The organism is Sphingobium sp. WR1, assembly GCF_059693745.1.
Genome location: NZ_JCATID010000013.1, coordinates 1 through 15,033, shown reverse-complemented (window position 1 = coordinate 15,033; position 15,033 = coordinate 1). Strand labels below are relative to the sequence as shown.

Annotated in this window: 14 protein-coding genes; 10 read left to right on the top strand and 4 right to left on the bottom strand. The window is 63.2% G+C overall.

Going from position 1 to position 15,033, the window contains the following annotated elements; genetic code table 11:
- Window positions 1-9 precede the first annotated feature (9 nt).
- Together AC58EF_RS15645 and carA are read right to left on the bottom strand one after the other, a co-directional pair.
- The gene (locus AC58EF_RS15645; protein WP_497277296.1) at window positions 10-378 is read right to left on the bottom strand and encodes a ribonuclease E inhibitor RraB; all 369 of its coding nucleotides are present in this window, start codon (window positions 376-378) and stop codon (window positions 10-12) included.
- Window positions 375-1,553, bottom strand: coding sequence for a glutamine-hydrolyzing carbamoyl-phosphate synthase small subunit (carA, locus tag AC58EF_RS15640; RefSeq protein WP_497277295.1), 1,179 nt, complete (start codon window positions 1,551-1,553; stop codon window positions 375-377). The genes AC58EF_RS15645 and carA overlap by 4 nt, the downstream gene beginning before the upstream one ends.
- Before the next feature lie 153 nt (window positions 1,554-1,706).
- On the opposite strand from carA, the gene AC58EF_RS15635 reads away from it, so the two are divergent.
- The 4 genes from AC58EF_RS15635 (at window position 1,707) to rpoD (ending at window position 6,664) form a co-directional block, all read left to right on the top strand.
- Window positions 1,707-2,159 (top strand): GatB/YqeY domain-containing protein, encoded by a 453-nt coding sequence (locus AC58EF_RS15635; protein WP_497277294.1) that lies wholly within the window; start codon window positions 1,707-1,709, stop codon window positions 2,157-2,159.
- A gap of 128 nt (window positions 2,160-2,287) precedes the next feature.
- A complete protein-coding gene (locus AC58EF_RS15630) occupies window positions 2,288-2,695 on the top strand; it encodes a GIY-YIG nuclease family protein (RefSeq protein ID WP_497277293.1) in 408 nt (135 codons plus the stop codon).
- The gene (gene dnaG / locus AC58EF_RS15625; RefSeq protein ID WP_497277292.1) at window positions 2,692-4,572 is read left to right on the top strand and encodes a DNA primase; all 1,881 of its coding nucleotides are present in this window, start codon (window positions 2,692-2,694) and stop codon (window positions 4,570-4,572) included. Before AC58EF_RS15630 ends, dnaG begins: the two co-directional genes overlap by 4 nt.
- Window positions 4,573-4,615: 43 nt before the next feature.
- Window positions 4,616-6,664, top strand: a complete 2,049-nt coding sequence (gene rpoD / locus AC58EF_RS15620) for an RNA polymerase sigma factor RpoD (protein WP_497277291.1) — start codon at window positions 4,616-4,618, stop codon at window positions 6,662-6,664.
- 52 nt (window positions 6,665-6,716) lie between these two features.
- Here rpoD and AC58EF_RS15615 read toward each other — a convergent pair whose 3' ends face one another.
- Entirely contained in the window at window positions 6,717-7,445 is a 729-nt protein-coding gene (locus tag AC58EF_RS15615) for an FkbM family methyltransferase (protein WP_497277290.1), read from the bottom strand.
- Between the two features lie 316 nt (window positions 7,446-7,761).
- On the opposite strand from AC58EF_RS15615, the gene AC58EF_RS15610 reads away from it, so the two are divergent.
- From AC58EF_RS15610 to AC58EF_RS15590, 5 genes are all read left to right on the top strand, one after another.
- Window positions 7,762-8,442 carry a DUF6975 family protein gene (locus AC58EF_RS15610; protein ID WP_497277289.1) on the top strand — a complete coding sequence of 227 codons (681 nt, stop codon included), beginning with the start codon at window positions 7,762-7,764 and terminating at the stop codon, window positions 8,440-8,442.
- Window positions 8,443-8,516: 74 nt separating this feature from the next.
- Window positions 8,517-9,362 carry an AAA family ATPase gene (locus AC58EF_RS15605; protein WP_497277288.1) on the top strand — a complete coding sequence of 282 codons (846 nt, stop codon included), beginning with the start codon at window positions 8,517-8,519 and terminating at the stop codon, window positions 9,360-9,362.
- A 117-nt stretch (window positions 9,363-9,479) separates the two neighbouring features.
- A complete protein-coding gene (locus AC58EF_RS15600; protein ID WP_497277287.1) occupies window positions 9,480-9,893 on the top strand; it encodes a GFA family protein in 414 nt (137 codons plus the stop codon).
- A gap of 90 nt (window positions 9,894-9,983) precedes the next feature.
- Window positions 9,984-11,021 carry a hypothetical protein gene (locus tag AC58EF_RS15595; protein ID WP_497277286.1) on the top strand — a complete coding sequence of 346 codons (1,038 nt, stop codon included), beginning with the start codon at window positions 9,984-9,986 and terminating at the stop codon, window positions 11,019-11,021.
- A 41-nt stretch (window positions 11,022-11,062) separates the two neighbouring features.
- Complete coding sequence (locus AC58EF_RS15590) at window positions 11,063-11,920, top strand: DUF817 domain-containing protein (protein ID WP_497277285.1); 858 nt, start codon at window positions 11,063-11,065, stop codon at window positions 11,918-11,920.
- Here the strand turns inward: AC58EF_RS15590 and AC58EF_RS15585 are convergent.
- Entirely contained in the window at window positions 11,908-13,272 is a 1,365-nt protein-coding gene (locus AC58EF_RS15585; protein WP_497277426.1) for a methyl-accepting chemotaxis protein, read from the bottom strand. The genes AC58EF_RS15590 and AC58EF_RS15585 overlap by 13 nt on opposite strands.
- Window positions 13,273-13,429: 157 nt before the next feature.
- Between AC58EF_RS15585 and AC58EF_RS15580 the strand changes: the two genes are divergently transcribed.
- On the top strand, window positions 13,430-14,605 hold the full coding sequence (locus tag AC58EF_RS15580) for a vWA domain-containing protein (RefSeq protein WP_497277284.1): 1,176 nt from the start codon (window positions 13,430-13,432) through the stop codon (window positions 14,603-14,605).
- Window positions 14,606-15,033: the final 428 nt, after the last annotated feature.

Below are 15,033 nucleotides of genomic sequence, written 5' to 3'. Positions count from 1 at the left end.
AATGGGCCATCAATGCACGCCCCCCGCCTGCGCTTCGCAGCCCCAGCCGTCATATTCGACGCCGCAGAGGATTTCGATCTGGAGGCACTTCCTGGTCAGCGCGCGGATCGACTGTTCGTCGACCGGCTGCACGCATTCGAGGAAGAGGAACAGGTCGCCATCCTCATCCTCCTCGCGGTCCAGTTCGACCATGCCGAACTGGCTGGCGATCATCAGGACGCGCTCGAAATCCTTCTCGCTGCCCCGGAAGGACACGTCCACGGGCCGCGCGATGCGGGCCACGTCGCCATTGGCGGCCAGATTGGCGAGGACGGCCTTGTCCGCCTCCCACTCGGCGGCAAGGCGCGCTTCGTCGACCGGGGGCAGGTTCTGGCTCACGCCGCGACCGGCTTTTTGATGCCGTCCACGAACCGCTGGAACAGGTAGAAGCTGTCCTGCGGGCCGGGCGAGGCTTCGGGGTGATATTGCACCGAAAAGGCGTTCTTGTCGGTCAGTTCGATGCCGCAATTGCTGCCGTCGAACAGCGACACATGGGTCGACCGCACATTGGCGGGCAGCGTGTCGGCGTCCACGGCAAAGCCATGGTTCATCGACGTGATCTCGACCAGACCGTCGCTCAGGCGCTTGACCGGGTGGTTGGCGCCGCGATGGCCCTGGTGCATCTTGATCGTCTTGGCGCCCACCGCCAGGCCCAGCAACTGGTGGCCCAGGCAGATGCCGAACACGGGTGTGTCGGCGTCCAGCACCTGCCGGATCACCGGCACCGCATAGGCGCCGGTCGCGGCCGGATCGCCCGGACCGTTGGAGAGGAACACGCCGTCCGGCTTCTGCTCCATCACCTGTTCATAGGTCGCGGTGGCGGGCAGCACGGTGACGCGCGCGCCGGCCTGCACCAGATTGCGGAAGATATTGTTCTTCGCGCCATAATCGATCGCGACGACATGGGGCCGTTCCTCGCCGGCCTCGTTCAGGCCATAGCCGAAGCCCAGCTTCCACACGCCATCCTTCCACAGGCGGCTTTCCTTGCCCGTGACCTCGATGGCGAGGTCCATGCCTTCGAGGCCCGGCCAGCCTGCCGCCTTCGCCGCCAGCGCCGCGATGTCGAACGCGCCTTCGGGATCATGGGCGATCACGACATTGGGGGCGCCCTTGATGCGAATGAGGCGGGTCAGCGCGCGGGTGTCGACCCCGGCGAGGCCGATGCGGCCATTTTCACGCATCCACTGGTCGAACGGTTCGACATTGCGGAAATTGCTGGGCGCGGTGACATCCTGCCGCACGATGCAGCCGAGCGCGTGGGACGACGTCGCCTCGACATCGTCCAGATTGGTGCCAACATTGCCGATATGCGGGAAGGTGAAGTTGATGATCTGGCCGGCGTAGGACGGATCGGTCATGATCTCCTGATAGCCGGTGATGGAGGTGTTGAAGCAGAGTTCGCCCACCGCTTCGCCGACCGCGCCGAAGCCGCGGCCGAACACCGCGCTGCCATCGGCAAAAACCACGACCCCTGTCGCTCCTTTGGGCACGGTAAGGGTTTTGGCGTCTGCCATGGTCTGCGGTCCTTTATGCTTTTGCGGGAACCCGTCTGGAGCGGGTTAAACGGCCGGTCAGGTAGGCGCGCATCCTCCCAAGGTCAACGTCTGTTAAAAATCTCTTTTGCCGCTATATCTGCTTCTTTCCCGAAGAGACAGGATTCTATCGCCATGATTCGCGAGCAGGTAAAGAGCGCCCAGGTCGAGTCGATGAAGGCCGGCGACAAGGAAAGGCTGGCGGCCGTGCGCCTGATCCTGGCGAAGCTGAAGGACCGCGACATCGAACTGCGCACCGCGACGAACGTGCCGGACGACGACGCCATCGTGGTGGAAGTGCTCCAGAAGATGGTGAAGCAGCGCCGCGAATCGATCGAGATGTTCAGGAACGGCGGCCGCGACGAACTGGCCGCCAGGGAACAGGCCGAAGTCGACGTGATCGAAAGCTTCCTCCCCGCCCAGTTGAGCGAGGAAGAAACCAAGGCCGCGATCGAGGGGATCAAGGCCGAAATCGGCGCGGAAAGCGTGAAGGACATGGGCAAGGTCATGGCGGTGCTCAAGGAACGCCATGGCTCGGTGATCGACATGAGCAAGGCCAGCGGGCTGGTCAAGGCGGCTTTGGGTTGAGCTTGCCGCTATAGTTCCCCTCCCGCTTGCGGGAGGGGTCAATCGCCTATCTCCGTTCGTTTCGAGCGAAGTCGAGAAACGACTAGCACCAAGCTCGACACAAGCGCGGCTTCAGGCATAATCGCCCGATGGCTTTCTGGACCTACATGCTCAAATGTTCAGATGGCCGCTATTATACCGGCCACACCGACAGTCTGGAGCATCGCATAGGTCAGCATCAATGCGGGCAGGGCAGCCAGTTTACCCGCACTCGCTTGCCCGTTACGCTCGTCTGGAGCGAGAATTTCGGATCGCGCATAGAGGCTCTGGAGGCCGAGCGCATCATAGGCGGATGGTCCCGCGCCAAGAAGGAAGCGATGATAGCGGGAAACTGGTCCTTAGTGTCGCACCTCGCGAAACCGCCCAAGGAACGCGCAGCTTCACAGTCCCCGTTCGTTTCGAGCGAAGTCGAGAAACGAGAAGAATATGCTATCCGTTTCTCGACTTCGCTCGAAACGAACGGATGTTGTGCGATTCCTCCTGAGCGCTCCACATGACCCTCACCCCTCAATGGCTGGACGAACTGCGCGCGCGCACGTCGCTGTCCACCCTCATCGGCAGGACGGTGAAGGTGCAGAAGGCCGGGCGCGAATATAAGGCCTGCTGCCCCTTCCATAACGAAAAGACGCCCAGCTTCACGATCAACGACGAAAAGGGCTTTTACCATTGTTTCGGCTGCGGCGCGCATGGCGATGCGATCCGCTGGATGACTGATCATCGCGGCCTGCCCTTCATGGAGGCGGTGAAGGAACTGGCCGCCACCGCCGGCATGGACGTCCCCGCGCCCGATCCGCGCGCCGCCAAGCGCGCCGAACAGGCCAAGGGATTGCACGATGCGATGGCGGCGGCGCAGGGCTTCTTCGAGGAGCAGCTTGGCGGCATCGACGGCGGCGAGGCGCGGGCCTATCTGCAAAAGCGCGGCATCAGTGATGCCACCCGCCGCGCCTTCGGCTTCGGCTATTCGCCGGATGGACGCGGTCGCCTGAAAACCGCGCTCAAGGAGTTTGGCGAGCCGATGCTGGTCGAGGCCGGCCTGCTCATCAATCCCGACAACGAACGCGACAGTTATGACCGCTTCCGCGGCCGCCTCATGTTCCCGATCCGCGACATTCGCGGCCGGGTCATCGCGTTCGGTGGCCGCATCCTTGGGGCGGGCGAACCCAAATATCTGAACTCGCCCGACACGCCGCTGTTCGACAAGGGCCGCACCCTCTACAATATCGACAAGGCCTCCCCCGCCAGCCGCAGCAGCGGCCGCGTCATCGTGGTCGAAGGCTATATGGACGTGATCGCGCTGGCCCAGGCCGGTTTCGGCGAAGCGGTCGCCCCGCTCGGCACAGCGCTGACCGAGCATCAGATCGAGCGGCTGTGGAAAATGGTGGAAGTGCCCCTGCTCTGCTTCGACGGCGACTCGGCGGGGCAGAAGGCGGCGATCCGCGCCGCCACCCGCGCCCTGCCGCTGCTCCACCCCGGCCACAGCCTCGCCTTCGCGACGCTCCCGCCCGGCCAGGACCCCGACGACCTGATTCGCGCCAGCGGCCGGCACGCGATGGAGGCCGTGCTGAACGGCGCCGAACCGCTGATCGAACGGCTGTGGAAGCATGAAGTCTCCTCGGCGCCGTTGGCCACGCCGGAAGAGAAAGCCGCGCTCAAGCAGCGGCTTCGGTCCATAACGGATGCAATTCAGCATCCCGACGTGCGCGCCCACTATGCCCATGAATTTCGCGAGCGCTACGACGCGCTTTTCTTCGCCCGGCGCGACTCGGCTCCCGCCCGGCAGGGCTTTCAGGGCGGCGGCAACAATCCGGGCCGCTGGCAACGCGACCGGCGCGGCAACTGGAAGCCGCCGATTCCGCCCGCCGGCACCGAAGCCCGCGCGATCGGCGCGAGCGGGATGGAACAGCGGCTGCTGCGCGCGATCCTGGCCGCGCTGCTGCGCCATCCCGAACAGATCGCGCCCCATCGGGAGATGCTTTCGGCCCTGCAAATCGGCGATCCCCTGCTCGCCCAGTTGCTCGCCGCGATGGTCAGCCTGTCCTTCCGCAAAGAAACAGTTGAAACGCAGGCCCTCCTTACCATATTGGGGCAAGGTGAGTTGTATAATATGGCCAAGGGGATGCTCCGGGCCGATGCGTTCACACTCACTCCCGACAGGATGGCAACCGACCCTGATCGCCTTGCGCGCGATCTGGAGGAGGCCGTCCGGGTGATGGCGCAGGGACCGGAGCTGGAAACGGCGCTGGTGGAAGCCACGAGGCGGTTCGAGAGCGACTTCAGCGAGGAAAATTTCGCTGAGCAGCAGCGCATTCGCGTGCTGAAAGCCGATCACGATCGCCGCCTGGCGGAACTTGCGCAGTCCGAAGATAGTATTTGATCGAGTTAGCCCTTTTGCAGGGCGGCGAAGTTAAGGCGAATAGATGGCGACCAAGGCGAACAGCAAGAATGGCGGCGTGAGCGATGGGGAGGATGGCGGCGACGCCCCCCTGCTCGATCTCAACGAAGCCTCGGTCAAGAAGCTGATCGCCCGCGCGAAAAAGCGCGGCTACATCACCTATGACGAACTGAACGACGCCCTGCCGCAGGATCAGATGTCCTCCGAGCAGATCGAGGACATCATGGCGGCGCTCAACGAGATGGGCGTCAACATCGTCGAGAATGAGGAAGCCAGCGAGGACGGCGACGAGCAGCGCGAGCGCGAGGATGCCGAAGACGCCGAAGACGATTCGGGCGACGATGACGGCCCCAAGCTCGTCACCGAAAAAAAGAAGGAAACGGTCGACCGCACCGACGACCCGGTGCGCATGTATCTGCGCGAGATGGGCGCGGTGGAACTGCTCAGCCGCGAAGGCGAAATCGCCATCGCCAAGCGGATCGAGGCCGGTCGCGACACGATGATCCTGGGCCTGTGCGAAAGCCCGACCACCTTCAACGCCATCATCGAATGGTCGACCGCGCTCAACAATGGCGAGATGCAGCTGCGCGAGATTCTCGATCTCGACGCCATGCTGTCCAAGGACCCCGCTCCGGAAAATCTGGAGGAAGGCGCCGAGGACGATGATGGCGAGATCAGCGAGAAGACCGCCGGTCCGAGCTTCAAGGAAGAAGAAGAGCCGGAAGAGGAGCCCGCCGACGGCGATGAGGATGAAGACGGCGCCGAGCGCCGTCCCCGCCGCAACGAGGAGGAAGAGGAAGAGGACAACACCCTCTCCCTCGCCCAGATGGAAGAAACGCTCAAGCCGATGGCGCTTGAGAAATTCGCGACCATCACCGAAATCTTCCGCGCCTTCGCCGCCGCGCAGGAATCGCGGATGCTCGCCATGGCCAATGGCGAAACGCTGAGCCAGAAGGCCGAGGACGACTATCAGGCGTTGCGTGAAAGCCTGACCGCCGAGGTCGAGAGCGTCCAGTTCCATCAGCAGAAGATCGAATATCTGGTCGACCAGCTCTACGCCTATAACCGGCGCCTGACCGCGCTGGGCGGGCAGATGCTGCGCCTGGCCGAGCGCCACAAGGTCAGCCGCAAGGATTTCCTCGACCGCTATGTCGGTAACGAGCTGGACGACGCCTGGCTGGAAAAGGTGCAGGGCCTCGACAAGAAATGGGCCGCCTTCGCCGCCGCCGAAGCGCGCGCGGTCGAACGCATCCGCAACGAGGTGAGCGAAATCGCCCAGGCGACCGGCATGTCGCTCAGCGAATTCCGCCGCATCGTCAACATGGTGCAGAAGGGCGAGCGCGAGGCGCGCATCGCCAAGAAGGAAATGGTGGAGGCGAACCTGCGCCTCGTCATCTCCATCGCGAAGAAATATACGAACCGCGGCCTGCAATTCCTTGATCTTATTCAGGAAGGCAATATCGGCCTGATGAAGGCGGTGGACAAGTTTGAATATCGCCGCGGCTACAAGTTCAGCACCTACGCCACCTGGTGGATCAGGCAGGCGATCACCCGCTCGATCGCAGACCAGGCGCGGACCATCCGCATCCCGGTCCACATGATCGAGACGATCAACAAGCTGGTCCGCACCAGCCGCCAGTTCCTGCACGAGCAGGGCCGCGAGCCGACCCCGGAGGAAATGGCCGAGCGCCTGTCCATGCCGCTCGAAAAGGTGCGCAAGGTGATGAAGATCGCCAAGGAGCCGATCTCCCTCGAAACGCCGATCGGCGACGAGGAAGACAGCCATCTGGGCGACTTCATCGAGGACAAGAACGCCATCATCCCGGTGGACGCCGCGATCCAGGCGAACCTCAAGGAAACCGTCACCCGTGTCCTGGCCAGCCTCACCCCGCGCGAGGAGCGCGTGCTGCGCATGCGCTTCGGCATCGGCATGAACACCGACCATACGCTGGAGGAAGTGGGCCAGCAGTTCAGCGTGACCCGCGAACGCATCCGCCAGATCGAGGCGAAGGCGCTGCGCAAGCTCAAGCACCCGTCCCGCTCGCGCAAGATGCGCAGCTTCCTAGATCAGTGATCACTAACAATAAGGGCGGCTTGCTACAGACCGCCCTTATTTTCCATTGATGTTAGAAACTGGACAGTTGCGCTACAAGCGTCCGGATGGGCGCATGCCCGGCAGGCCATGCCTTTTCTTTCGGAATCGCCAAATAATCCCAGAAGAACTGCTCAGCCGAAAAATGCACGAACTGCTCTCTGGTCAATTCTATCCCAAATATAGAAAATATGTTATATCCCATATCCTCAAAATATGAATAATAGTCATCTGACGTATATTCATAGTTGATAAGCGAAGAATCTCCCAGCTCAAAAGAGATGATTGGTCTGCAACGAGCAACCACATGAGTCGCGCCCCGCAATACGGTAAGCTCAGCTCCTTCCGTATCAATCTTGATGAATTTTATGTTGGGAATTTCCGAAAAGAAAGAATCGATTGATCGGACATCTACTTCGATCTGTTCAACCTTGACATCAGAGGCGTGGTAATGCCGTTCCTTAAAACCGCTGAATTCCGGAAATTCGGGGACAGATGTGAAGGATGCCCGTCCATCCGCTACACCCAGAGCGAGATTGAAGACGGAAATTTGTTGTAAGTTTCTGGCATTTACCACGTTCTTGAAATTGGCGAACTGGATAGGCAAAGGCTCGAAGCAGTAAATTCTGCCAGTCTCCCCCACTTTTTCGGCCATTGGAATGGAATGTCGCCCCTGATGGGAACCGACATCAATGGCAACATCTCCAGCATTCAGAACCGCGCTGTAAACGTCTTCAACCATCGCCTCATACGTCGGTAACATCGTCCCTCCTTCTCTACGTTAACGTCTTACCAGCATACTTTGAGTTGCTCAAAAATACCTCATTGGTGTATGAGATGGCATATTGATCTCAGTTTGCAAACTCGGGATGAAATTTGGAACATCCGGCTCGACCCGAAAGACAAATCGCTTCCGCCCAGCAAATTAATCCGCATCGGTAAATAGTAATTAACCATCCTTGACGGAAAAGGGCGGCTTTCCCGGTCGCCCTTTCTGATTCTGTAAACCGGACGTTTACTCGGCCTCCCTATTTTCGGGTTTCTCCCTGCATGGGCGGGGCATCACAGGGATCTGGAGCATGAGCGAAGCGGCCCCCCGCTATCAATTTGGCGACATATCGCGGGTCCTCGAAGCGCTCGTCGCCGCCGATGGGACCGCCGCGCACAGCTATGCCAACCGCGCCGGCATGGGCGTCGTGCGCGAAGGCCAGCTTCCGCTGCCCGACCTGGCCGATGCCGCCTCCTATATTTCCCTGCTGCACGGCCGCCATCCCGGCGTCATCGACTATGCCGCCACCCGGTCGACCGACAATGCCGCCCGTCGCTGGCTGGTCGAGACGGGTGACGCCTTCGCCGCGGAGCGCGCCTATCTGACCCAGGTCACTGTGGCCGCCGGCCCCGCCCCCAGCACGGCGGGTCAGGCCGACTGCGAAACCGCCGTCAACCAGCAGCGCCATGCGCTCGACACGCTCGCCCAGTCCGACCGGCGCGGCTGCGCCATGGGCGCGGCGATGGCGCTGGTGCTCGACTGGCGCGCGATGCGCCATGTGCTCGACATGGTGGCGATCCGCGCCGGTCTGGAACCGCAGCCCTGCGCCCTGCCCGACCGCGCCGCCACGCTGGAGGTCGCCCGCGCCATCGGCGGCGACGACAGCATCGACCGGGCGATCCAGTTCGGCGCGCGCCAGCTTCTCGCCCAGCATCGCGGCCTCTGGGATCTGCTCGCCGCCCGCGCCGCCGTTCGCGCCAGGGCGGCCTGACGCGACAAACGCGTTGCGCCCGCGCATCGCATTGCCTAGTCCGGTTGTCATTGGCAACGGGACGGGATTGCAGGATGCGCTTTGAAGGCACGCAGGATTATGTCGCCACCGACGATCTGAAGGTCGCGGTCAACGCCGCCGTGCTGCTGCGCCGCCCGCTGCTGGTGAAGGGCGAGCCGGGCACCGGCAAGACCGTGCTGGCGCAGGAAATCGCCAAGGCGCTGGACGCGCCGCTGATCGAATGGAACGTCAAGTCGACCACCAAGGCGCATCAGGGCCTTTATGAATATGACGCCGTCGCCCGCCTGCGCGACGGCCAGCTCGGCGACCCGCGCGTCCATGAGATTGCCAACTATATCCGCAAGGGCAAGCTGTGGGAGGCCTTCACCTCGCCGCGCCTGCCCGTGCTGCTGATCGACGAGATCGACAAGGCCGACATCGAATTTCCCAACGACCTGTTGCAGGAACTCGATCGCATGGCCTTCCACGTCTATGAGACGGGCGAAACGATCGCGGCGACCGAGCGCCCGGTGGTCGTCATCACCTCGAACAATGAGAAGGAATTGCCCGACGCCTTCCTGCGCCGCTGCTTCTTCCATTATATCAAATTCCCGGACCGCGAGACGATGGAACAGATTGTCGAGGTGCATTTCCCCGGCATCCAGAAGATCCTCGTGTCCCGCGCGATGGAGATTTTCTACGAGATACGCGACGTGCCCGGCCTCAAGAAAAAGCCCAGCACCAGCGAATTGCTCGACTGGCTGAAACTGCTGCTGAACGAGGACATGCCGCTCGACATCCTCCAGAACAGCGACCCGACCAAAGCCATCCCGCCCCTTCACGGCGCCCTGCTCAAGAATGAACAGGACATCATGATGTTCGAGCGGCTAGCGTTCATGACGCGGCGGCAGGGGCGGTAAGGCCAACCACGCCACCTCCGTTCGCTTCGAGCGTGTCCAGAAGTGGTCAGAACCGAGCCATCGTTTCTCGACTTCGCTCGAAACGAACGGAATCTCTAGTTCAGGAGTCTCCATTCCATGCCTCACTCCGCCGGATGCCTCTGCGGCCAGGTCCGCATCGCCATCGACGCAGACCCCATGGCCGCGCGCATGTGCTGGTGCCGCCTGTGCCAATATCTGGGCGGCGGATCGGCCACGGTGAATGTCTGCTTCCCCAGCGACAAAGTCTCCACCACCGGCGAGGTGCGCTGGCATGACAGCGTCGCCGACAGCGGCAACGCCATGAAGCGCGGTTTCTGCCCCACATGCGGCACGCCGCTGTTCAGCCTGGCCGAATCGCGCCCGCATCTGATCTTCATCCGCGCCGGCGCGCTGGACGATCCTGCGCTGATCGGCCCGCAGGCGGTGATCTGGACCGACACCGCGCCCTCCTGGGCGCATCATGACCCCGACCTGCCCCATTATCCGGCGCAAATGCCGCCGGTCGCCTGAAAAGCGACTTGCGCCCGCCGGTTTAGCCTGTAGCCTCCCTGTCATAGTTCAAGGCCGCATAAAGACGGTCTGATCTGGAGAGGGATGCTGATGCCCAAGCGCGCGTTGTTCCTGCTATCTGCTATCCTGTCGCTGACGGTGCCACCGCTGGCGCACGCCGCCGAGGAGGCCGAGGCCTGGACGCCGACGGAAAACGCCATTCGCGCCAATGCCGCCGGGATCAGCCTGCCTCAGACGATCGCCGGCCTGTCCCTCAGCAAAAGCGGCGAAGCCTCCAACGGTGGCCGCGCAGTGGACAATTACGCCCAATATCTGTCCGAGGACGGCGCCATCCAGGCGACCCTCTATATCTATATGCCGACCTATGCCGACGCCTCGCTCGCCGCCTATATGACCGACAAGGCGATCATGGAGCGGTTCGGTAGCCGGACCCGCCGCACCGCCTATGCCAGCGCCCCGGCGGCGGGTCAGGCGGGTCGCGCCATCCGTGCCGTCTATGACGATGCCGCCGACGGCGCGCTGACCACGGCGGCGGGCTTCGTCCATGCCGGGCGCTGGATCGCCAAGATTCGCGTCACCGGCCCCACGCAACGCCGCGCCGAGGTGCTGGCGGGCCTTGACGGCATGTTGTCGGGCCTCGCCTTCGACGATGCGGCGTCGCTCCATGCCACCGCACCGGCGACATTCAGCGCCTGCCCCGCCGCCGACGCCGCCGACGCGCAATTGGCGAAGGCGGACCCGGCCGACCCCGCCGTCCCGCAGGACGTCCGCATCCCGCGCGACGGCAAGGACGCCCTGTGCGTGCGCGGCGCCGTGACCACGGCGGAGGGGCGCTACGACATGCTCCAGCAGGTCGGCCGCAGCGACGGCGCGATCATCGTGCCGGTGGACGACAGCGGCACGCTGCTCGCCTTCGACCCGGCGGCCGATGCGCGGGGGTACAAGCTGTCCATCCACATGGTCGGCCAGACCGATCTCTATGGCGTCTATGACAGGGTGCCCAGCCCCCGTCAGATCGCCGCGATCCTCGACGGCAAGGACAAGCAGACCGCCCAGGCGCAGGCCGTCGCCACCTATGCCGCCAATGGCGAGGTGACGATGCGGCCCGGCGCATCGTCGGGCCGCTGATAGGACTTTTCTTCGCGCAAGCCCGGCGCTAGGCCATCGACATGACCAGGATGACGGGCGCGACCCGCTTCGCCCGTATTCGCGCCCGGCTGGAGGCGATCCGCATCGCGCCCGGTCCGCGATCATGGGCGTTCGAATTTCTCCTCTTCGGCTTCAAGCAGGGCTGGGCCTGCCTGTTCGGTGGGCTGATGCTGGCGCTGCTGCTGGCGACCCACCTCTTCTACCCCGCCGGCGCGCCGCTCCATCGCTATGATTTTCTGACCCTTGCCGCGCTCGCGATCCAGGTCGCCATGCTCGCCTTCCGCCTCGAAAGCTGGAATGAGGCGAAGGTCATCTTCGCCTTCCACCTGATCGGCACGATCATGGAATTGTTCAAGACCCACGCCGGATCATGGCTCTATCCCGAAGCCAGCCTGCTCCATGTCGGACCGGTCCCCCTTTTCTCCGGCTTCATGTATGCGGCGGTGGGCAGCTATATCGCGCGCATCTGGCGCATCTTCGGTTTCCGCTACACGCACTACCCGGCCGTCTGGACGACGGTGCTGCTGGCGGCCGCCATTTACGTCAACTTCTTCGCTCACCATTGGCTGCCCGACATCCGCCTCGCCCTGTTCGCCGCGGCGATCGCGCTGTTCGGCCGGACCTGGATCATCTTCATCCCCTGGCGCGAGCCGCGCCGGATGCCTCTGCTCGTCGGCTTCTTCCTCGTCGCCCTGTTCATCTGGTTCGCGGAGAATATCGGCACCTTCGCCAATGCGTGGACTTATCCCGACCAGCGCCATGGCTGGCAGATGGTCGGCGTCGCCAAGCTCGGCAGCTGGTATCTGCTGATGATCATCTCCTTCGTGCTCGTGTCGCTGATCCACGGCATCGGCAGAAACGCTGATCAGATCAGATAGCCCACCTCATACAGCCCCCAGCGCCGTCCCGCGAAGACAAGCGGCACGAACACGCTGCGCAAGGCCCGATAACGCCCCTCGCCCAGATCCTGCCGGTAGGTGAAGAGAAAGAAATCGCCCGCCCCGTCCAGCGCCCGCCGGGTCTGGCTGTCCATGAAAATCTGCCGGTTGCGTGCATGTTCCATGTTCCATGCCTGCGCGTCGGGCCGCTGGGGCTGGCTGCGCGCGCTGATATGGGTGGGCAGATAGCCGTTCATGTCGATCAGGCAGCAGCCGACGACCGCGCTGTCCTGCGCCGTATGCCGATCCAGCGCCGGCCGCAGCACGGCATCGGCAAAAGCGGTGAAGCCGTTCAGATATTGCGTCGGCTCCGACCCCTCGATCCGGCGATAGTCCGTGTCGAACAGCGCCTCGACGCTCAGTTGCCCGTCCCGCAACGCCGCCTCGATCAGCGCATGAACTTCCGCCGCGCCTTCCTCCGCCAGCGCGATATAGCGGCTGTTGCGCGTCGTCTGCGGCCCGTGCGCCGTGGTGTTGAGCATGGCGTTGGCCATCCCCTCCAACCCGTCCAGCTGCGCGCGCGCCGCATCGACCCGCGCCGCGCTCTCGCTCGACGATCGGCTGAAATCGCCCAGCCCACGGCGCAGCGCCACGATATCGCCGTCGGCGGCGTCGGTGCAGGCGACGATCGCGGCGGACCGCTCTCCGAACTGCGTCACCAGCGAGGCGATCTCCGCCATGCTCAGGCGCAGCCGATCGATATGGACGCCCGCCTCCCGCCCCTGCACGATATTGGCCTCCACCCCGCCGATCAGCCGCCGCGCATCGCGATCCAGCTGGCCAAGCTTGTCGCCGACGGACGCGGCCGACTCCCCCGCCTGCCCCGCCAGCCGCCTTATCTCCTCGGCTACCACGGCAAAGCCCAGCGTCGCTTCGCCGCCGCGCGCCGCCTCGATCGCGGCGTTGATGCCCAGCAGCCGCGTCTGTCGCGCGATCGCGCCCAGCTCCTCGGAAATCGAGCCGACCGCCTCGATCACCGACAGAAACTGGCGCAGATGCCCTTCCAGGCCGGTGACATGCGCGACCAGCCCCGCCACCTCGCCCAGCGACAGGCCGATCACCTCATGCCCGTCGGCGATGATCTGTCCGGCGCGGTGGGCGGTCAGGCTCAGCTCCTGCGCCGCAGCGACGCTCTCGCCATGGCTCTGCGCCAGCCTGTCCATGTTGCGCTCAAGCTCCGCCAGACGCGCGGTGTCGCCCTGGATGCGCCGATTGACTTCGCCCAGAAAACCAGCCGTCTCGCTGCACTGCAATGCTATGTCGCCCGACCATTCCCCCAGATCAGCCAACAGATCCCTATGTTCCAATTGTGCCCCGCAACTATGATCAAGTCTGAATAGTGACGGATTAACCATGCACTGCAACACTTAATATTCGGACGAGCGGGCGATCGCACCGGATCACCGTCGCGGCTTGCATCCCGCCGCCGCCTGCCCGACAAGGGCGGCCATGCTGCTCAACTTCCTCGACGCCCTCCGCGCCGCCGGCATCAACGCCAGCATCAAGGAGCATCTGCTGCTGCTCGAAGCGCTGGACCGCGACGTGATCGCCCGCACGCCCGAGGATTTCTATTATCTCGCCCGCGCGACCTATGTGAAGGATGAAGGGCTGCTCGACCGCTTCGACCAGGTGTTCGCGAAGGTGTTCAAAGGCGTGCTCGGCCAGGACGGGGTGGAAGCGGAGATTCCCGAGGAATGGCTGCGCCTCGTCGCCGAAAAATTCCTCAGCCCCGAGGAGATGGAGAAGATCAAATCGCTGGGCGACTGGGACGAGACCATGAAGGCGTTGAAGGACAGGCTGGAGGAGCAGAAGGGCCGGCATCAGGGCGGCAGCAAATGGATCGGCACCGGCGGCACCTCCCCCTTCGGCCATGGCGGCTACAACCCGGAAGGCGTCCGCATCGGTGGCGAGAGCCGCCACAAGCGCGCGATCAAGGTCTGGGAAAAGCGCGAATTCGCCAATCTCGACAATGGAAGGGAATTGGGCACCCGCAACATCAAGGTCGCGCTGCGCCGCCTGCGCCGCTTCGCGCGGGAGGGCGCGGCCGAGGAGCTGGACCTGGACGAGACCATTCGCGGCACCGCGCGGCAGGGCTGGCTCGACATCAGGATGCGGCCCGAACGGCATAATGCGGTCAAGCTGCTGCTGTTCCTCGACGTGGGCGGATCGATGGACCCGTTCATTACCCTCTGCGAGGAACTCTTCTCCGCCGCCACCAGCGAATTCAAGAATATGGAGTTTTTCTACTTCCACAACTGCCTCTATGAAGGCGTGTGGAAGGATAATCACCGCCGCTTTTCGGAGCGGACCCCGACCTGGGACATTCTCCACAAATATGGCCATGACTATAAGGTCATCTTCGTCGGCGACGCCGCGATGAGCCCCTATGAGATCAGCCATCCGGGCGGTTCGGTCGAACATATGAACGAGGAAGCGGGCGCCGTCTGGCTGAGCCGCGTCACCCACACCTATCCCGCCGCGGTCTGGCTCAACCCGGCGTCGGAAGCCCATTGGGGCTATAGCCAGTCCACCAGGATCATCCGCGAACTGATGAACGAGCGCATGTATCCGCTGACGATCGAGGGCATAGACGCCGCGATGCGCGAACTGACGCGCAAACGCTGATCCGCCGCNGATCATCCGCGAACTGATGAACGAGCGCATGTATCCGCTGACGATCGAGGGCATAGACGCCGCGATGCGCGAACTGACGCGCAAACGCTGATCCGCCGCGCTAGTGGTCCGATTCTGACATTCGACACCGCTTGAGGCCATGTCCCACACGAATGTCAGAATCTATTCGGACCACTAGAAATATTTGTTTCTAGTGGATTTTACGATTTTGACATTTGCAGACCCATCCCAACCGCCAGGGGATGCAAATGTCAAAATCAATCCACTAGGACATGTTCCCCCTCCCGCTTGCGGGAGGGGGTTAGGGGGTGGGCTGGACGGTGAAACAGCCCACCCCGCTGCGACTAATACCAACCCCCCATGATGCTGACTGACGAGGGGGATTCCCAAAGCAACGAAACTCTGACTCTATGGCTGCT